General features: G+C 62.4%; 17 protein-coding genes and 1 pseudogene. 15 read left to right on the top strand and 3 right to left on the bottom strand.

Annotation, left to right across the window (positions count from 1 at the left end; all coding sequences use genetic code 11):
• Window positions 1-4 precede the first annotated feature (4 nt).
• The 7 genes from A3OO_RS0109085 (at window position 5) to A3OO_RS0109055 (ending at window position 6,711) form a co-directional block, all read left to right on the top strand.
• Window positions 5-688: an RluA family pseudouridine synthase gene (locus A3OO_RS0109085; RefSeq protein ID WP_018407528.1), complete on the top strand. Its 684-nt coding sequence runs from the start codon at window positions 5-7 to the stop codon at window positions 686-688.
• 67 nt (window positions 689-755) lie between these two features.
• Window positions 756-2,294: a TldD/PmbA family protein gene (locus A3OO_RS0109080; protein WP_018407527.1), complete on the top strand. Its 1,539-nt coding sequence runs from the start codon at window positions 756-758 to the stop codon at window positions 2,292-2,294.
• A gap of 3 nt (window positions 2,295-2,297) precedes the next feature.
• The gene (locus tag A3OO_RS0109075) at window positions 2,298-3,632 is read left to right on the top strand and encodes a TldD/PmbA family protein (RefSeq protein ID WP_018407526.1); all 1,335 of its coding nucleotides are present in this window, start codon (window positions 2,298-2,300) and stop codon (window positions 3,630-3,632) included.
• A 15-nt stretch (window positions 3,633-3,647) separates the two neighbouring features.
• Window positions 3,648-4,670, top strand: a complete 1,023-nt coding sequence (locus A3OO_RS0109070) for an ABC transporter substrate-binding protein (protein ID WP_018407525.1) — start codon at window positions 3,648-3,650, stop codon at window positions 4,668-4,670.
• Between the two features lie 15 nt (window positions 4,671-4,685).
• Complete coding sequence (locus A3OO_RS0109065; RefSeq protein WP_018407524.1) at window positions 4,686-5,480, top strand: ABC transporter ATP-binding protein; 795 nt, start codon at window positions 4,686-4,688, stop codon at window positions 5,478-5,480.
• Window positions 5,477-6,274 (top strand): ABC transporter permease, encoded by a 798-nt coding sequence (locus A3OO_RS0109060; protein ID WP_083909802.1) that lies wholly within the window; start codon window positions 5,477-5,479, stop codon window positions 6,272-6,274. The genes A3OO_RS0109065 and A3OO_RS0109060 overlap by 4 nt, the downstream gene beginning before the upstream one ends.
• Window positions 6,271-6,711, top strand: a complete 441-nt coding sequence (locus tag A3OO_RS0109055) for a GNAT family N-acetyltransferase (protein ID WP_018407522.1) — start codon at window positions 6,271-6,273, stop codon at window positions 6,709-6,711. The genes A3OO_RS0109060 and A3OO_RS0109055 overlap by 4 nt, the downstream gene beginning before the upstream one ends.
• Window positions 6,712-6,858: 147 nt before the next feature.
• On the opposite strand, the gene A3OO_RS21405 is transcribed toward A3OO_RS0109055, so the two are convergent.
• On the bottom strand, window positions 6,859-8,262 hold the full coding sequence (locus A3OO_RS21405; protein ID WP_210162186.1) for a L,D-transpeptidase family protein: 1,404 nt from the start codon (window positions 8,260-8,262) through the stop codon (window positions 6,859-6,861).
• A 115-nt stretch (window positions 8,263-8,377) separates the two neighbouring features.
• Here A3OO_RS21405 and A3OO_RS0109045 point away from each other — a divergent pair, with 115 nt between their 5' ends.
• From A3OO_RS0109045 to A3OO_RS21400, 4 genes are all read left to right on the top strand, one after another.
• Entirely contained in the window at window positions 8,378-10,189 is a 1,812-nt protein-coding gene (locus tag A3OO_RS0109045; RefSeq protein WP_018407520.1) for a di-heme-cytochrome C peroxidase, read from the top strand.
• Between the two features lie 119 nt (window positions 10,190-10,308).
• A complete protein-coding gene (ychF, locus tag A3OO_RS0109040; RefSeq protein WP_018407519.1) occupies window positions 10,309-11,406 on the top strand; it encodes a redox-regulated ATPase YchF in 1,098 nt (365 codons plus the stop codon).
• Between the two features lie 75 nt (window positions 11,407-11,481).
• Window positions 11,482-11,730: a hypothetical protein gene (locus tag A3OO_RS0109035; RefSeq protein ID WP_018407518.1), complete on the top strand. Its 249-nt coding sequence runs from the start codon at window positions 11,482-11,484 to the stop codon at window positions 11,728-11,730.
• Window positions 11,727-12,098 carry a hypothetical protein gene (locus A3OO_RS21400; RefSeq protein WP_018407517.1) on the top strand — a complete coding sequence of 124 codons (372 nt, stop codon included), beginning with the start codon at window positions 11,727-11,729 and terminating at the stop codon, window positions 12,096-12,098. Before A3OO_RS0109035 ends, A3OO_RS21400 begins: the two co-directional genes overlap by 4 nt.
• Window positions 12,099-12,294: 196 nt before the next feature.
• Here the strand turns inward: A3OO_RS21400 and phaR are convergent, their stop codons facing one another.
• On the bottom strand, window positions 12,295-12,924 hold the full coding sequence (gene phaR, locus A3OO_RS0109020) for a polyhydroxyalkanoate synthesis repressor PhaR (RefSeq protein WP_018407515.1): 630 nt from the start codon (window positions 12,922-12,924) through the stop codon (window positions 12,295-12,297).
• Window positions 12,925-13,167: 243 nt separating this feature from the next.
• Here phaR and A3OO_RS0109015 point away from each other — a divergent pair, with 243 nt between their 5' ends.
• The 4 genes from A3OO_RS0109015 to A3OO_RS0109000 all read left to right on the top strand — a co-directional run bounded on the left by A3OO_RS0109015 (window position 13,168) and on the right by A3OO_RS0109000 (window position 17,089).
• Window positions 13,168-14,340 carry an acetyl-CoA C-acetyltransferase gene (locus tag A3OO_RS0109015; protein WP_018407514.1) on the top strand — a complete coding sequence of 391 codons (1,173 nt, stop codon included), beginning with the start codon at window positions 13,168-13,170 and terminating at the stop codon, window positions 14,338-14,340.
• Window positions 14,341-14,517: 177 nt separating this feature from the next.
• On the top strand, window positions 14,518-15,243 hold the full coding sequence (gene phbB, locus A3OO_RS0109010; protein WP_026222828.1) for an acetoacetyl-CoA reductase: 726 nt from the start codon (window positions 14,518-14,520) through the stop codon (window positions 15,241-15,243).
• Window positions 15,244-15,342: 99 nt separating this feature from the next.
• A complete protein-coding gene (locus tag A3OO_RS0109005) occupies window positions 15,343-16,470 on the top strand; it encodes a lysylphosphatidylglycerol synthase transmembrane domain-containing protein (RefSeq protein ID WP_245257139.1) in 1,128 nt (375 codons plus the stop codon).
• Between the two features lie 13 nt (window positions 16,471-16,483).
• The gene (locus A3OO_RS0109000; RefSeq protein ID WP_018407511.1) at window positions 16,484-17,089 is read left to right on the top strand and encodes a L,D-transpeptidase; all 606 of its coding nucleotides are present in this window, start codon (window positions 16,484-16,486) and stop codon (window positions 17,087-17,089) included.
• A gap of 16 nt (window positions 17,090-17,105) precedes the next feature.
• Here the strand turns inward: A3OO_RS0109000 and A3OO_RS24785 are convergent.
• Window positions 17,106-17,238 (bottom strand): annotated as a pseudogene (locus A3OO_RS24785) (IS630 family transposase); the annotation flags it as partial.
• Window positions 17,239-17,242: the final 4 nt, after the last annotated feature.

The raw sequence follows: 17,242 nt of genomic DNA, 5'->3' as shown, positions 1-17,242 counted from the left end.
CGCCATGGACCTCCTTTCTCGCCTGCTCCACCGCGACGGGCTGATGCTGATCATCGACAAGCCCGCCGGCGTCGCCGTCCATCGCGGGCCGAAGGGCGGCCCGAGCCTTGAAGACGCCTTCGACCAGCTGCGCTTTGGCCTGCCGCGGCCGCCGGCGCTGGCCCACCGACTGGACAAGGACACGTCCGGCTGCCTCGTTCTTGGGCGCCACCGTAAGGCTCTCGAGCGGCTCGGCAGGCTGTTCAAGTCCGGCCGAATCGGCAAGACCTATTGGGCCGTGGTGGAAGGCGCCCCGGCGAGCGAGGAAGGCGAAATCGACCTCCCGCTCGGACGGCTCGACGCGACGCGCGGCTGGTGGATGCGGCCCGACCCGCTGGGCCTGCCCGCCAGAACATCCTGGCGCGTGCTTGGCGGAAGTCCGGATAACGCGCTGACGTTCATCGAATTGACGCCGCACACCGGCCGCACGCATCAGATCCGCGTGCATGCCCAGGCGATGGGATGGCCTATTCTCGGCGATCCCATCTACGGCTCAGGTCGCCGCGAGGACTCAGCCCCGCTACATCTTCATGCGCGCGCGGTGAGCGTGCCGATGCAGGACGGCAAGCCGCCCGTGGAAGCTGTCGCTGCGCCGCCCGCGCATATGGGCAAGGCGCTCGCCGCATGCGGATGGAACAGCGAAGCGTAACCGTAACACGGCGATTGCAAATCACCGCCGAAACGACCAACATATCGAGGGAATTATGGAGCGACCAATGGCGCCCGCCGCCCCGCCTTCGACGAGCGAAGCCTCATGCGCGAGGGGCCGCAGCGCCTTCGCGCTGGACCGCGCGCTGCTCTACGATCTCGCCGATATCGCGCTGACGGGCGCGAGGCAAAGCGGCGCCAGTTACGCCGACGTCAGAATCGGCGAAACGCGGCGCGAATACGCCTTCGCCAAGGACGACCGCTTGGAAAGTTTCGACGAGCGGGCGTCGCAAGGCTTCGGCATGCGCGTGCTGCTCGACGGCTGCTGGGGATTTTATGGCGCGCGGCGGCTCGATCCGCAGAGCCTGCGCGATGGCGTCGAGCGCGCGCTGGAGAACGCCCGCGCGGTGAAGCGGATACAAACCCAGCCGATCGCGCTTGAGCGGCTGCCCGTGCATGAAGCCGAATGGATCATGCCCATGGGCGTCGATCCCTTCGAAGTGTCCGCGGGCGAGAAGGCCGACCTGCTGCTTTCGATCATCGCCAGCGCGCGTGATCACGGCGCTGATTTTTGTTACGCGTCGCTTTCGGCGACCTGCGAAGAGCGTTTCTTCGCCAATAGTCTTGGCAGCCGCATTCATCAAACCCGCACGCGCGTCGCGCCGAACTTTCAGGCGACCGCCATCGACCGGGCCAGCGGCCATTTTGCGACGCGCGACTGCCTGGCGCCGGCGCGCGGCGCCGGCTGGGATTACATCGTCGGCGCCGGCCTGATCGAGGAAGCCGCGCGGGCCGGCGAGGAGGCGCGCGCGAAGCTTGGCGCCAAACCAGTGACGCCGGGCGACTACGACGTCGTGATCGACCCAACGAATCTGTGGCTCACCATTCACGAGACCGTCGGCCATTCGACCGAACTCGACCGCGTGCTGGGCTGGGAGGCGAATTTCGCCGGAACGAGCTTTGTCAAACCTCATATGCTCAACAAACTGCAGTTCGGCTCCGAATTGATGACGATCGTCGCCGATCGCGCGCAGCCCGGCGCGCTCGCCACGATCGGCTTTGATGACGACGGCGCCCCCGCGGAAGCCGCCGAGTTCGCCATCGTCGAGAAGGGCGTGTTCAAGAATTTCCAGATGGCGCTTGGACAGGCGCATCTCATCGGTCTGTCGCATTCGAACGGCTGCGCCTATGCGGACAGTCCGACGACTTTTCCCATTCAGCGCATGCCGAATATTTCGCTTAAGCCCAACCCTCAGAAATGCTCCTTCAGCGATCTCATCAGCGATGTCGAGAACGGCATTTATGTCGTCGGCGCCGGCAGCTGGAGCATCGATCAGCAGCGTGACAACTTCCAATTCGGCGGACAGCTTTTCTATGAGATCAAGAACGGCCAGCTCGGCGAGCTGCTGCGCGACGGCGCCTATCAGGGCCGCACCACGCAATTTTGGAACTCTCTCGCAGGGCTATGCGACGCGAGCGCCTATCATCTCGACGGCACCTTCACCTGCGGCAAGGCCGAGCCGGTGCAGGTGGCGCCGGTCTCGCATGGCAGCCCCCCGGCGCTCTTTCACAACGTGCGCGTATTGAACACGAGCGACGACGCATAGCGCATGTTTCTTTCTTCAGACGACGCAAAGTCGATCGCCGACAAGGCGCTCACGCGTTCCAAGGCCGACGCCTGCGCCGTGCATATCCAAGGCGGCTTGGATCAAAGTCTGCGCTTCGCGCGCGGCGGCGCGACGACCAATCTTGCGACCGCGGAAGCCACTCTGCGCATCTCGTCACATATTGGCGGGCGCATCGGCTCTTGCAGCATCTCGCGTTTCGACGACGCGGCGCTGGCCGGCGCCGTGGCGCGCTCGGAAGAGATCGCGCGGATGTTGCCCGTCGACCCGGATTACGTCGCGCCGCTCGGCCCGCAGAATTACGGTTTCTCCGACCGCTATGACGACGCGACCGCCAATCTGCGCCTCGACGCCCTCGCGGACGCGGCGGCGCGCGTCATCGACGAAGGCGCGCGCATCGGCGTCGACACCTTCGGCTGCGCGACGACAGCAAGGCGATTTGACGCATATGCGACGAGCGCCGGCCTTTTCGCCTATGAGCGGCGCAGCGAAATCGATCTTTCCGCCACGGCGCGCAACCGCGCCGACGCTTGGTCGGGCTGGGCCGGCGCGCATCAATTCTTCGCCGATCGACTCGATGCGGAGGCGATCGCGCGCGTCGCCTGCGCCAAGGGCGCCCATGACGTAACGCCGGTTGATCTCGAACCCGGCGCCTATACCGTCGTTCTCGAGCCGGAGGCGACGACCGAGCTCGCTTTTTGGCTCATCAGAACAATGGAGGCGCGCGCCGCCGACGAGGGGAGAAGCTTCTTCGCGCGTCCTGGCGGCGGCGCGCTTTTGGGCGAGAAGCTCTTTGACGAAAAGCTCACGATCCGCGTCGATCCGGCCGATCCGCTGGCGCCCGAAGCCGCCGTCGGTTACGAGGGCGTGCCGCATCGCGCCCGCGCGTTTGTCGAGAACGGCGTTGTGACGACGCTCTATCGTTCACGCGCCTGGGCGCAAAAGACCGAATCCGAACCAATCCCCTTCGCGCAGAATTTCGTGATGTCCGGCGGCGACGTTCCACTGCACGATATGGTCCGCTCGGTGCGGCGCGGCGTCCTGGTGACGAGGTTTTGGTACACCAATATCGTCGATCGGAAGAGCCTGCTGCTGACCGGCCTCACCCGCGACGGCAATTTTCTCATCGAGAACGGCCGGATCGTCGCGCCCATGCGCAACATGCGCTTCAATCAGCGATTGGGCGAGCTGTTCAGCAACATCAAAGCGCTCGGTCCAACGCGTCGGACCTGGCGCGCGGCGGGCGAAGGCGGCGCGCCGGCGGCGCCGGCGATGCTCGTCGAAGGCTTCAATTTCTCGTCGAAGTCGAGCGGGATATAGAGCCCGCGCGAGTTCATGTATGATGCGCGCCTCGCAGCCGGAGCCCGCACCATGCGCCTTGTCGCCTTGCTCATCGCTCTCCTCATCGCAGCGCCCGCCCTCGCGCTCGACAAGGTGCGCTTCGCCACCAATTGGCGGGCGCAAGCCGAGCACGGCGGATTCTATCAGGCTATCGCCGACGGCACTTATGCGCGCTACGGACTCGACGTGACCCTTTTGCAAGGCGGTCCGCAGCTCAACGCGCGGCTGCTGCTCGCCGCAGGCCGGGTCGACTTCGCGATGGGCGCAAACACCATTCAGATGTTCGAATCCGTGCAGCAGAACGTGCCGGTCGTCACCGTCGCCAGCATGTTTCAGGTCGATCCGGTGATTTTCATGTCGCATCCTGGCGTCGGCCTCGATCGTTTCGAAGATCTGCCGAAGGCGACGGCTTTCATCGCCAGCGACATGCGCGCTTCCGTCTGGCAATGGCTGAAGCAGGCCTATGGGTTCAAGGACCAAAACGCCAAGCCCTATAATTTCAATTCGGCGCCCTTCCTTGCCGACAAGACATCGATTCAGGAGGGAATTCTCACCTCGGAGCCCTACGCGATCGAGCGCGCGGGCGGTTTCACGCCCAACGTCTTTCTTTTGCACGACTACGGCTATGACGGCTATTCGACCACGATCGAGTCGCGCGCCGACACGATCGCCAAGACTCCCGACCTCGTGCAGCGCTTCGTCGACGCCTCGATTGTCGGCTGGTACAATTATCTCTATGGCGACAACGCTCAAGCCAATGCGATGATCAAGCGCGACAATCCGGAGATGACCGACGGTCAGATCGCCTATTCCCTCGCCAAAATGAAGGAGCGCGGCATCGTAGATTCCGGCGACGCGCTGACCTATGGCGTCGGCGTCATCACCGACGCGCGGATGAAGAGCTTTTTCGACAAGATGGCGAAGGCCGGCGTCGTTCCCGCCAACATTGATTACACGCGCGGCTACACGCTGCGTTTTATCGGCAAGAAGGTCGGCATGGAGCTGCGGCCCAAATGACGCCAGGGATCCGACATGAGCGCGCGTGACATCGCGGAGACGCAAATGGCGGCGCCCGCGCTCGTTTCACTGCGCGCGGTCGGCAAGACATTCCCAAGCGGGCTCGTCGCCCTCGCCGACTATGATCTTTACGTGCGCGAAGGCGAGATCCTGACGCTGCTCGGGCCTTCGGGCTGCGGCAAGTCGACGGTGTTGCGGCTCATCGCAGGGCTCGCGAGCCCGACGGCAGGCGCGATCAACTGGAACGCGCCTCAAGTTAAGGAGAATATCGGCGTTGTGTTCCAGGACGCCACCCTGCTGCCCTGGGCGAGCGTTTTCGACAATGTCTTTCTGCCGCTGCGGATTAAGGGCGTTCCACGCCAAGCGGCGTCGCCGCGCATTGAAGAGGCGCTCGCACATGTCGGCCTCCTCGCTTTTTCGCGCGCGCTGCCGCGAGAACTCTCCGGGGGGATGCGGATGCGCTGCGCCATCGCCCGCGCCCTGGTGACGCGGCCCACGCTGATGATGATGGACGAACCTTTCGCCGCCCTCGACGAGGTGACGCGCTTCAAACTCAATGACGATCTTCTCGCGCTCAAACGCCGATTCGGCGCGACGATCGTCTTCGTCACCCATTCGGTGTTCGAAGCCGCCTATCTCTCGACGCGCATCGTGGTGATGTCGCGGCGCGCCGGCAGAATCATCGACAACATCGAGATCGACCCGGCGATCCCACGCGACGACGACTATCGGTCGAGCAAGACTTTCGCCGACGTGTGTCGCCGGGCGTCGCGGGCGCTTCGCGTCTCAATCGAAGAGGCGACGTCGTGATCCCGAACCAACGCGCGATCCCCTGGCGCGACATCGGCGTGCCGCTCGCCGTTCTTCTCGCGGCGCTGGCGCTGTGGGAAGGGCTCGTGCGCTGGAAAAACATCCCGCCCTATATTCTTCCGGCGCCAAGCGTCATTCTCGCCAAACTCGTCGAGGACCGCGAACTCCTGTTCTCATCGCTGATGGTGACGCTCGGCGTCACCTTCGAGGCGCTTATCGTCGCCACCGTTAGCGGCGTGGCGCTGGCGCTGCTCATCGCGCAATCGAAATGGCTGGAGCGCGCGCTGCTGCCCTTCGCCATCACTTTGCAGGTCACGCCGATCATCGCCATCGCTCCGCTGCTGCTGGTTTATCTGCAGCCCGGCAATGCGGTGCTGGTCTGCGCCTTTCTCGTCGCCTTCTTTCCGATTCTTTCCAATACGTCGCTCGGACTCGCCTCCGTCGATTTCGGCTTGCGCGATCTCTTCGACCTTTATCGCGCCTCGCCATGGCAGAAGCTGATTTATCTGCGCCTGCCGTCGGCGCTGCCGCAATTCCTTGCCGGCTTGCGCATCGGCGGCGGACTGGCGCTCATCGGCGCCATCGTCGCGGAACTCGCGGCCGGCGCCTCGGGTCAGGGAACCGGCCTCGCCTACCGCATCGTCGAGGCGGGCTTTCGTCTCGACATCCCGCGCATGTTCGCGGCGCTGGCGCTCATCTCGCTGAGCGGGCTGGCGATCTACGGCGCGCTCGCGGCGCTGTCCTATATTCTGCTGCGCGGCTGGCACGAGAGCGCGAGAGCGCAAGACGAATGACGCTCATCCGGGACATTCGCGAGACGGACGCCGCGGCGTGGCGCAGGCTCTGGGCAGGTTATAATGATTTCTATGAAACGGCTGTGCCCATAGACGTGACGGAATCGACCTTGCGCCGCCTTCTCGGCCCAACCTCGGCCATGATCGGCCGGATTGCTGAAAGGGAGGGATGCATCGCCGGCTTTTCGGTTTCCGTGCTGCATGAAAGCAGTTGGACCTCCTCCCCTTCGTGTTACCTCGAAGACCTTTTCGTCGATCCAAATGTTCGGGGCGCGGGCGTGGGACGCGCGCTCGTTCAAGACCTCGTCGATCTTGGACGCGCTCGCGGATGGGCGCGCCTCTATTGGCACACGCAAGCGGATAATGAATGCGCGCGACGCCTATACGATTCATTCGTTGAAGCCGACAGTTTCGTTCGCTACCGCGTGACGCTGTAGCGCTCATACGGACGATACGTTTGGGTGTCATTCCCGACACGAGCAAAGCGCGTGATCGGGAATCCAGAACTTGAATATTGCCCTGGATTCCCGGTCGGACCTTCGGTCCGCCGGGAATGACATCCCGGCCATGCGAACCAACAAGGCCTATTGCTCGGCGATTCCGCTGATTTCGTCGAGATGATAAACGTCGTCGCGAAAATGCACGAGGCCGTCCGCCGACGCCCAGCCGGTCATATAGACCCACGCCACCGGCACATGCTGCGCCAGCCGCACCTCCTCGCGTTCGCCCGACGCGATTTTTGCGTTGATCTCATCCTTGCTCATCTGCGGACCGGATTCGCCGTCGAGCAGCCAGGCCGCGAGATCGACGACGCCCTGCACGCGCACGCAGCCATGCGACAGGAAGCGATAATCATTGGCGAAGAGATTCCGCGACGGCGTGTCGTGCATGTAGACGGAATGAGAATTGGGCATCGAAATGCGGATTGAGCCCAACGAATTGTCCGCGCCTGAATCCTGCCGCAGCGTATATTGGGCGGCGCGCTCGCTCGCCCAGTTGATCGAGCGCGGATCGACCTCCTCGCGTTGCGCATTCAGCACGCGAATATGCGAGCGCTGCAGGTAGGTCGGATCCTTCAGCATCTTCGGCGCGATCTCGTTCTTGATGATCGAGACCGGAACCGTCCATGTCGGATTGATGTTGACCGCGACGACCTTCGCCTGCAATTCCGGCGAATGGTGCTCGGGATCGCCGACGATCGCGGCGTAGCGGCGCACGACGCGATCGTCTTCCACCGCATCGACCGCCGTCGACGGGATGTTGACGACGATGTAGCGCGGACCAAAGGCGAAATCGAACGCGGTGAGCCGTTGTGCGGTGGACTCGAGCTGATGGAAGCGGGTCTCGGACGGAACGTCGAGTTCGCGTAGCGTCGCGCCGGCGACGACTCCCGTCTGTTTCAGCCCCAGGCGAAACTGAAAGCGCTTCACCGCCGCGGTGAGATCGGCGTCCCACTTCTCTTTCGCCGTGTCGATGAGGCTGTCGTCTTCGGCCGCGAGGCGCCGGCGCAGCGTCGACACCGCGGCTCCCTTCGCGCCAGGCCGAAGCGGGACGCCCACTCTCGGCCATCCGCCCCGATCGACGATCTGCCGATAGCGATCCGCCGCTTTCGAGGTGGTGAAAAATGTCTGCGGCTGCAATGCGGGCGTCGGATCATCGGATAGCGCCGTCTCGCGCGGCGGCGCAGGTTTCGGCTTTGGCTTTTTCACGGCGGTCTGAGCAGGCGCTGGCGTTGTCGCTTGCGGCGCGGCGCTGACAGGCGGCGCAGACGTTACGGGCGCAGACGTCACGGGCGCAGACGTCACGGGCGCAGGTTCGGACGGCGCCGCGGGTGCCGGCGGCGCTACGGGCGTCGGCGCCGGCTGCGCGGACGCAGGCGGCGATTCGGGCGTCGCGGGTTCAGCGCGAAGCGGCGCGCCTGTCGCGAGCATCGACAACAGCGCCCCAATCAGGAAGCCAAGACGAGAAGCGGAAGGAGTTTTCTTCATTTTCATGCCATGTCGGCGCGTGCATAGCGCACAGCGGCGGCGCGCCGCCGCCCGTTGTGAATCACGCGCGCCTATGCTCTAATTTCATCGCATATTCTATTGTTTTGGGGGAGCCATGATTGCAAACAAAGCACTGCGCGCGCCATTGCGTGCGCACATTGCCGCTGCCGCGCTGCTCGCACTCGCCGCCGCGAATCCTTCGCCCGCCGCCGAAGTGAAATACGCCGATCAGGGGGCCCATTGGGCGCCGGCGGACCGCGACGACTTCTACAGTCTCGACCAGGGCGCGCGAATCATGCCGCTCAACTGGTTCAAGGCTCTGAGACATTCTGACGGCAAACACTTCCTCGATGATCAGCTAACTCGCTACGGCTATCTGCCCAATCCAAACAGCCCGACTCCCGGACTGCCAGTGGGCTTTCTCGCCGCCTCCGAACAGGGCGCACAATTCTTCAGCATGACATGTTCCGCCTGCCATACGCGTCAGATCGACGTCAACGGCGTCTCCTGGCGGATCGATGGGGGGCCGGCGCTCAGCGACTTCCAAAGCCTTCTCGCCGACATAGATACGGCGTTCCAAAAAATTCTCGCCGACGAGGTCGCCTTCGACGAATTCGCCAAAGAGGCGCTTGGCGGCGACCCCAACGAACGCGCTCTCAGGAAACTGCGAAAGGAGGTCGAGGTCTGGTTCCAGCCCTACGACGTTCTGATGCGCAAATCGCTCCCCAAGCCTGGCTGGGGCGTCGCGCGCGCCGACGCCGTATCGATGATCTTCAACCGCGTCGCCGGACTGGACATCGGAACGACCTCGTCGCGGATCATCGAGCAGAACATCGCACTGGCCGACGCGCCGGTGCGTTACCCGTTCCTGTGGAACGCGCCCATTCAGGATATGACGCAGTGGCCGGGATTCGCCCGCAACGGCGACGACATTCTTGGTCTGGCGAGGAACGTCGGCGAAGTCTACGGGGTTTTCGGCGTCTACCGTCCGACGCCTCTCACGCTCGCATTGCCGCAACTCGTTAAATTCAATTCTTCCCGGCTCCCCAAACTCATCAACTTCCTCAATGATTCCTCGCTGAATTATCCGGGCCTCATGCGTCTTGAAAACTTGATCCAGCAGATCGGCCCGCCGAAATGGCCGTGGAATCTCGATCCGAAACTCGTCGCGCAAGGCGAAGAAATTTTCAATCGCGATCCCAAGCAGGGCGGCTGCGCGACAGGTTGTCACGAAGTCGCGAAAGGAACGCCCCGGCTTTGTAACCTCAACACGTGGAAAACGCCGCTTCAGGATGTCGGAACGGACGTTCGCGAATACAACGTGCTCGGACGCGAGGCGGACACCGGCGTGCTCAATGGCGCAGCGATCCCCTTTGTCCCCGGGATCGACACGCCGCTGAAGCCGAAAGACAAGATCATCAGCATTCTCGGCCTCTCGGTGATTGGATCAATCCTCGAAGCGCCGCTCCATTTCGGCGTCGACGTGTTCAAGCCGATCGTTGAAGAGTGCATCCCCGAGTCTCGACAAGCCAGGACGGAGACGGCCGCCAGTATCATTACCGCCAAGTTCTCGGCGGACCTGCAAAATCTCTACAAGAAGCCCAGCGCGCAACCAGCCGCGGTCTTTGAAGCGCGGGTGATGCGCGGCATCTGGGCGGCGGCGCCTTATCTGCACAATGGCTCCGTGCCGACTCTCGCCGATCTCTTGAAGAAGCCCGCCGACCGCCCGGCCTCCTTCAAAGTCGGCCCGGCCTATGACATTGAGAACGTCGGTTTGGCGAAGGAACAAGGCGCATTCAACTCGACCTACAACGCCGACGATTGCTCGATACGCGATTCCGGCAACAGTCGCTGCGGCCATGACTTCGGGACTTCGCTTTCGGACCCCGAGAAGAAGGCGCTTCTCGAATATTTGAAGAGCCTCTAGCGCAAAGACCGCGCGCGACGATCGCAGCATGAAGACGAGGGGGCCGCGCGCCCCCTTGCCTTTTCTCGCGCCGCCCCGCATACCGCGCCGCAACGCGCAATCCAAAAACCGGGACGGATATGGGGTTCAAATGTGGCATCGTCGGCCTGCCCAACGTCGGCAAGTCGACCCTTTTCAACGCCCTCACGCAGACCGCCGCGGCGCAGGCCGCGAACTATCCCTTCTGCACGATCGAGCCCAATGTCGGCGAAGTCGCCGTTCCGGACCCGAGGCTTGAGGAACTGGCCAGGATCGCCGGCTCCAAAGAGATCATTCCAACGCGCCTGACCTTCGTCGACATCGCCGGCCTCGTGCGCGGCGCCTCCAAGGGCGAAGGGCTCGGCAACCAGTTTCTCGCCAATATCCGCGAATGCGACGCCATCGCTCATGTCGTGCGCTGTTTCGAGGACGGCGACGTGACCCATGTCGAAGGCGGCGTCGATCCGATCCGCGATATCGAGACGATCGAGACCGAGCTGATGCTCGCCGATCTCGACAGCCTCGAAAAGCGCGTCGTCGCCATGGAGAAGAAAGCCAAGGGCGGCGACAAGGAGGCGAAGGAACTCGCCGATCTCATGAACCGCTGCCTTGTCCTGCTGCGCGAGGGCAAGCCCGCGCGTCTCGCCAAGGTGAGCGCGGAGGAGCGCGTCGCCTTCGCGGGTCTCGGGCTGCTTTCGTCGAAGCCGGTGCTTTACGTCTGCAACGTCGAAGAGGCGTCGGCGTCCGAAGGCAACGCCCAATCAGCGAAAGTTGCTGTTCGCGCCGCCGAGGAAGACGCGGCCGCGGTCGTCGTCTCGGCGAAGATCGAGAGCGAGATCGCCGTGCTGCCGGCCGCCGAGCAGAAGGACTATCTCGAAGCGGTCGGCCTCGTCGAGCCCGGGCTCAATCGCGTCATCCGCGCCGGCTACGACCTCCTGCATCTCATCACTTATTTCACCGTCGGGCCGAAAGAGGCGCGCGCCTGGACCATCGAAAAAGGCGTTCGCGCGCCGGCGGCGTCGGGCGTGATCCACACGGACTTCGAGAAGGGCTTTATTCGCGCCGAAACGATCGCCTATGGCGATTACGTTTCGAACAAGGGCGAGGCGGGCGCGCGGGACGCCGGGCGCTTAAGGCTGGAAGGCAAGGAATATGTCGTCGCCGACGGCGACGTGATGCATTTCAGGTTTAATACGTGATCGAGGATAGCGTGGTGGGCCGTGACTGCCGAAGGCCGAGCTTTAACCTTTCGGGGAATCGCTGATTAAGATCAGATGGCGCAAGAAAATATGGCTGTGACTAAGACCGCATCGGAAATGTTGTTCGAACGCTTTCTTTCTACCAATAATATTGCCTTCCAGCCAATCGCCACAGGGCTACAAAAAACACCTGACTACGTAGTACGTGTTGGAGGCGTTGAACTGTTCTTCGAGGTCAAGGAATTTGCAGAGGATTCAAACTTTGTGACAGAAGCACTCCATTCCAGGAGAGTGGGTCAAGGGTTTCTGACCAGCGCGCAATGAAGCAAATTCAGTCGGCATCTAAGAAGGGAAAACCGACGGTATTGCTGCTTTACAACAATCTGGACCCGCTGCAATTACACGGAACGGAAAACCACGACTTCGAGCACGCTATGTACGGTGAGCTTACAGTGGTCATTGATCCGATCAATCGCGCGAATGTCGACTCATTCCACGGGAAAAACAAGCTATTCCAAGAGGGCAAGAACACATCATTCAGCGCTTTGGGCAGACTAAGCAAGCGACCATTCTCGGCAGATGAGTCATTAGACGTAACGCTGTTCGAGAACATTCATGCAAGGGTGCCAGTCGACTACGATGCATTGCCGGCGTGCTTCAAAGTGGTCAGAGCTAAGCGGCTCGTTATATGAACGAAAAGGCGCAAGGCGGCGGAGGTGATGACCGTTCACGAAAATCGCTTTTCGAAAATCGAAAGCGAGTTGGCGGTATTGAAATGGATGCTCGGCTTCGTCATGGCGCTGCTTTCGGCAGTGCCGCTGAAGCTCTTTTTGCATTGACTTGGCTGCAGCGCTGACGGCGCCGCCGGGTCTTAGAAGCTAACCACCCTCACCCCTTCGACAGATTATCGATCCGCTTGTTCAGCTCGTCGAGCTGGCGCTTCAGATCGGCGACGTCGCCGCCTTCCTTGCGAACGCCGCCGCCATTCTCCTGCTCGTCGAGCGAGGGCGCCGTGGTCATCATGCCCTCTGTCGGCACGCCGAAGGGATTGAACATGGTCAGCGCCTGACGGAACACGGCCATGTTCTTGCGCGCCTGCTCTTCGAGCGACTGGAACGCCGCCCGTGTCGGCTCGGCGAACGGAGCGCCCCCGACGCCGAGCGCCGAGGTGAACTGATCCCGGAATCTTTGCTGTTCCTTCGTCAGCTTGTCGATCGAGAACTCGAGATAGCTCGGCACCAGCATCTGCATCGAGTCGCCGTAAAAGCGGATGAGCTGGCGCAGGAAGGCGATCGGCAGCAGGCTCTGGCCTTCTTTTCCCTCCTGCTCGAAGATGATTTGGGCTAGAACCGGGCGGGTGATGTCGTCGCCGGTTTTTGCATCGCACACGACGAAATCCTCGCCGCGCTTCACCATCCCGGCAAGGTCCTCCAGCGTCACATAGGTGCTCGTTCCGGTGTCATAGAGCCGACGATTGGCGTATTTCTTGATCGTTGTGGGTTTTTTCTCAGTCGCCATACGCCTGACATGCTCCCCTCGCCCCACGGCCGCCACCCGCCTAAAAACAGCCGTCTAGCGTTAGACGATACGCGCAAATTGGCGCCTGCGGCAATATTTTCATGCCGAAAGCCTTTCGCTACCGCTCGATTCCGTGCAAAACGGGCCGCGCTTGCCCACCGCAAGCGCGAAAGGACCAACACTTCGCCCCCTGGCCGGCTAAGGCGGTCGGGCGGTTGGACTATTTTTTAAGGAGATCGACAGATGACCGATATCGTGATCGTTTCCGCGGCGCGCACCGCCGTCGGATCGTTCAACGGAGCCTTTGGAGCGGTTCCGGCCCACGAGCTCGGCGCCGTCGCCATCAAGGCCGCTCTCGAGCGCGCCAACGTCCAGCCCAATGAGGTGAACGAAGTCATTCTCGGGCAGGTGCTCGACTCCGCGCAGGGCCAGAATCCGGCGCGTCAGGCGGCGATCAAGGCCGGCGTTCCGGACAGCGCCACCGCCTTCGGGATCAATCAGGTCTGCGGCTCCGGCCTGCGCGCCGTGGCGCTCGCCGCCCAGCAGATTCAGGCGGGCGACGCCAGCATCATCGTCGCCGGCGGTCAGGAGTCGATGTCGCTCGCGCCGCATGCGTCGCAGCTGCGCATGGGCACCAAAATGGGCGACGTCAAATTCGTCGACACCATGATCATCGACGGGCTCACCGACGCCTTCAACAATTATCACATGGGCGTCACCGCCGAGAACGTCGCCCGGCAGTGGCAGATCACCCGCGAGCAGCAGGACGAATTCGCGGTCAAGTCGCAGAACAAGGCCGAGGCCGCGCAGAAGGCCGGCAAGTTCAAGGACGAGATCATCCCCTATACGATCTCGACCAAGAAGGGCGACGTCGTCGTCGACGCCGACGAATATATCAAGCATGGCGTGACCATGGAGGGCGTCGGCAAGCTGCGCCCGGCCTTCGCCAAGGATGGCACGGTGACGGCGGCGAACGCCTCCGGCCTCAACGACGGCGCCGCGGCGCTCATCGTGATGAGCGCCGAAGAGGCCAAGAAGCGCGGCCTGACGCCGCTGGCGCGCATCGCCTCCTGGGCGACCGCCGGCGTCGATCCGTCTTTGATGGGCTCCGGGCCGATCCCCGCGTCGCGCAAAGCGCTGGAGAAGGCCGGCTGGAAGGTCGCCGACCTCGATCTCATCGAGGCGAACGAAGCCTTCGCGGCGCAGGCGCTCGCGGTCAACAAGGACATGGGCTGGGATCCGGCGATCGTGAACGTCAACGGCGGCGCGATCGCCATCGGCCATCCGATCGGCGCCTCCGGCGCACGCGTGCTCACCACGCTCCTGCACGAGATGGCGCGTCGCGGCTCCAAGAAGGGCCTCGCGACGCTCTGCATCGGCGGCGGCATGGGCATCGCGCTGACGGTGGAGCGGTAATCGTAGAGCGCAACTCGGAGGGAAGAGGCGCAAATCCTTCCCCTTGATGGGGAGGGTCGAAGCGCACAGCGGTTCGGGATGGGGTCAACGCCAAATTCACTTTCCCGCCCGACCTGCACGCACCATTTCGGCAATTGCGTCGCAATTTAAAAATCAAATCGGATAAGGAGACTCCAAGTGGCAAGAACTGCAGTTGTGACAGGCGGCACGCGCGGCATCGGCGAAGCGATTTCCAAGGCGCTGAAGGCGGCGGGCTATACTGTCGCGGCGACTTACGCCGGCAATGACGAAGCCGCCAATAAGTTCAAGGCCGAGACGGGCATTCCGGTCTTTAAATTCGACGTTTCCGATTACGACGCCTGCGCCGCCGGAATCGCGCAGATCGAGAAAGAGATCGGCCCGGTCGACATTCTCGTCAACAACGCCGGCATCACCAAGGACCGTCTGTTCCACAAGATGGAGCTTGCCCAGTGGCAGGCGGTGATCAACACCAATCTGAACTCGCTGTTCAACGTCACGCGCCCGGTCATCAACGGCATGCGCGATCGCGGCTTCGGCCGCATCATCGTCATCTCGTCGATCAACGGCCAGAAGGGCCAGGCCGGCCAGACCAATTATTCCGCCTCCAAGGCCGGCGACATCGGCTTCGTGAAGGCGCTCGCGCAGGAGAGCGCGTCTAAGGGCATCACCGTCAACGCCATCGCGCCGGGCTATATCGCGACCGAGATGGTGAAGGCCGTTCCGCAGGACGTGCTCGACAAGCACATCATTCCCTATATCGCCGTCGGCCGCCTCGGCGAGCCCGAAGAAATCGCGCGCGCCGTCGTGTTCCTCGCCGCCGATGACGCCGGCTTCATCACCGGCTCGACTCTGACGATCAACGGCGGCCAGTATCTGCACTAAGCAGATCATATGTGCGGGCCAGAGAATAGGCCGGTCTTCGCGCCGGCCATTTTTCTGACCTCTGAGGCGAAGCGCTATTCCGCGCAGAGCGAGATGGCCATGAGCGTAGAGGACGATCGACTTCGACCGACGCGTCTCGCGCCCGAGCTGCGATTGCGCGAGATTGTCTCGCCGGCCGGCGGCCTTCCGCCTCTGCCCCTGAGCGCCGGTGCGCAGCGAGCGACCAGCTCAATAAAATTCATCTCTCAGCGCAGCGGATATGTCGCGCTGATTTTAAACGCCGCCTTTTTTGCCTACATTTCCTACTGGCTCTACCAGAACATCGAATTCGCCGATCTGTCGCAGGAGCTGAAGCAGATCCCCTTAAGCGCGGTTCTGACGGCAATGACGATGAATGTGTTCGTCTTGCTGTTCTATGGGTCACGCCTGTCGACGCTGCTTGGCGGCGGACTCTCGTCCGGTTTTCTGATCGCCACGATGGGATTCACCTTCAACAGTTTAGTTCCATTCAGGGCTGGCGAAGGCGTGAAAATCTATTTCGGGCATTCCTATTATAATTATGCGATCGGCGGCATCAGCGCCGCAGTCCTGCTGGAAAAACTCTACGACGTTACAGCGATCGTCCTTTTGTCATTGCTCATTCTTGCGAACTCAGATTCGCGCATCATCGATCCGCGCCTGTTGATCGCAGCCGCGGTGGCCCTTTCGATCGTTTTTTGCGGCATGTTAGTCTTCCGGCGAAAAGCCGTCGTCTGGCGCCTTCCGGATTGGCGCATCGTGAACGCCTTGCGACTGGACGCTTTTTTCAAACAGGCAGGCGGATTGGTCGCCCATCATCGCGCGGCGAGAACGGCTTTCTTCACGGCCTCGATATGGATGACCAATGTCTGCCTGGTCTATGTCGCCTTCAGAACGCTGCTGCCTGAAATCGATTTCACCCTCATCCACGCGATGACATTATTGATGATCGGCGCGCTCGCGGTCGCCGTTCCCGCAAGCCCCGCCGGCTTGGGGCTGTTTGAGGCCGGCATCGTCGCCTATCTCGTCAACGGCTACGGCCTCCAGAAGGAACGCGCCATTTCCGCGGCCTTGGCGTATCACTTCTCAATCACCGCGCCCCATACGCTCATCATCGTCGGTTTTCTCGGAATTGCATGTTTCAGATGGTTGAAAGAACGCTTGCGGCCTGAGGGCGCTGCGCAAGATTCCGCTTCGACGCTCAGCTGAAGGAATTTCCCGCGTGCGCCGCCGCACGGAATGCGGGCGGCGCCACTTCTACAACGCGCTCATCGAGACATCGAACATCGAGCGCAAGACAATGAACCGCCGCACGTCCAAGATCGCCCAATTCGCTTTCGCCGCCGCCCTCATCGGCGCCGCCTCGGCGCCGCAGGCCGCCGCCGCGCGCGAATTCGTTCATTATCATTCCGAGCTCGATCCCGGCTCCATCGTCGTCAGCGAGCATGAGCGCAAGCTCTATCTCATCGTCGATCAGGACGACGCCATCGCCTACAAGGTGGCGGTGCCGAAGGCGGGCAAGGAATGGAGCGGCGTCGTGCAGATCAACGCCAAATTCGTCGCGCCCGACTGGACGCCGCCGGAAGATGTGAAACACGATCATCCAGAACTGCCGGAGGTGATCCCCGGCGGCGCGTCGAATAACCCGATGGGCGCCCGCGCCATGACGCTCAGCGAGGGTCAGGTCGCGATCCACGGCACCACGCAGAAGATGCGCAAGTCGATCGGCTCGGCCGCTTCCTATGGCTGCATCCGCATGCTCAACGAGGACGTCGTCGATCTCTACGACCGCGTCGCGGTGGGCGCGACCGTGGTGGTCGAGCCGTAATACCAACCTGCGCCAATTAGAACCGATGCGACCACTGGCGCAATCCGATGGACGTGATGCGCCAGGGTTGTTCGATGCGGTTGTTTCCAGGCGTCGCAGCAATGGTCGACGTTGTCATCGTATGATTTTGAACGCGCGATTGTTCGGTTTTTT

This window comes from Methylocystis rosea SV97 (assembly GCF_000372845.1).
GTDB lineage: Bacteria > Pseudomonadota > Alphaproteobacteria > Rhizobiales > Beijerinckiaceae > Methylocystis > Methylocystis rosea.
This window is presented reverse-complemented; position numbering and strand designations above follow the sequence as displayed.

Coding starts and splice junctions, on each gene's coding strand:
- A3OO_RS21400 (WP_018407517.1), top strand. CDS start 11,727: ATGAAGCAAATTCAGTCGGCATCTAAGAAGGGAAAACCGACGGTATTG.
- A3OO_RS0109055 (WP_018407522.1), top strand. CDS start 6,271: ATGACGCTCATCCGGGACATTCGCGAGACGGACGCCGCGGCGTGGCGC.
- A3OO_RS21405 (WP_210162186.1), bottom strand. CDS start 8,262: ATGAAGAAAACTCCTTCCGCTTCTCGTCTTGGCTTCCTGATTGGGGCG.
- A3OO_RS0109085 (WP_018407528.1), top strand. CDS start 5: ATGGACCTCCTTTCTCGCCTGCTCCACCGCGACGGGCTGATGCTGATC.
- A3OO_RS0109065 (WP_018407524.1), top strand. CDS start 4,686: ATGAGCGCGCGTGACATCGCGGAGACGCAAATGGCGGCGCCCGCGCTC.
- ychF (WP_018407519.1), top strand. CDS start 10,309: ATGGGGTTCAAATGTGGCATCGTCGGCCTGCCCAACGTCGGCAAGTCG.
- A3OO_RS0109045 (WP_018407520.1), top strand. CDS start 8,378: ATGATTGCAAACAAAGCACTGCGCGCGCCATTGCGTGCGCACATTGCC.
- A3OO_RS0109005 (WP_245257139.1), top strand. CDS start 15,343: ATGAGCGTAGAGGACGATCGACTTCGACCGACGCGTCTCGCGCCCGAG.
- phaR (WP_018407515.1), bottom strand. CDS start 12,924: ATGGCGACTGAGAAAAAACCCACAACGATCAAGAAATACGCCAATCGT.
- A3OO_RS0109080 (WP_018407527.1), top strand. CDS start 756: ATGGCGCCCGCCGCCCCGCCTTCGACGAGCGAAGCCTCATGCGCGAGG.
- A3OO_RS0109035 (WP_018407518.1), top strand. CDS start 11,482: ATGGCGCAAGAAAATATGGCTGTGACTAAGACCGCATCGGAAATGTTG.
- A3OO_RS0109015 (WP_018407514.1), top strand. CDS start 13,168: ATGACCGATATCGTGATCGTTTCCGCGGCGCGCACCGCCGTCGGATCG.
- A3OO_RS0109070 (WP_018407525.1), top strand. CDS start 3,648: ATGTATGATGCGCGCCTCGCAGCCGGAGCCCGCACCATGCGCCTTGTC.
- A3OO_RS0109075 (WP_018407526.1), top strand. CDS start 2,298: ATGTTTCTTTCTTCAGACGACGCAAAGTCGATCGCCGACAAGGCGCTC.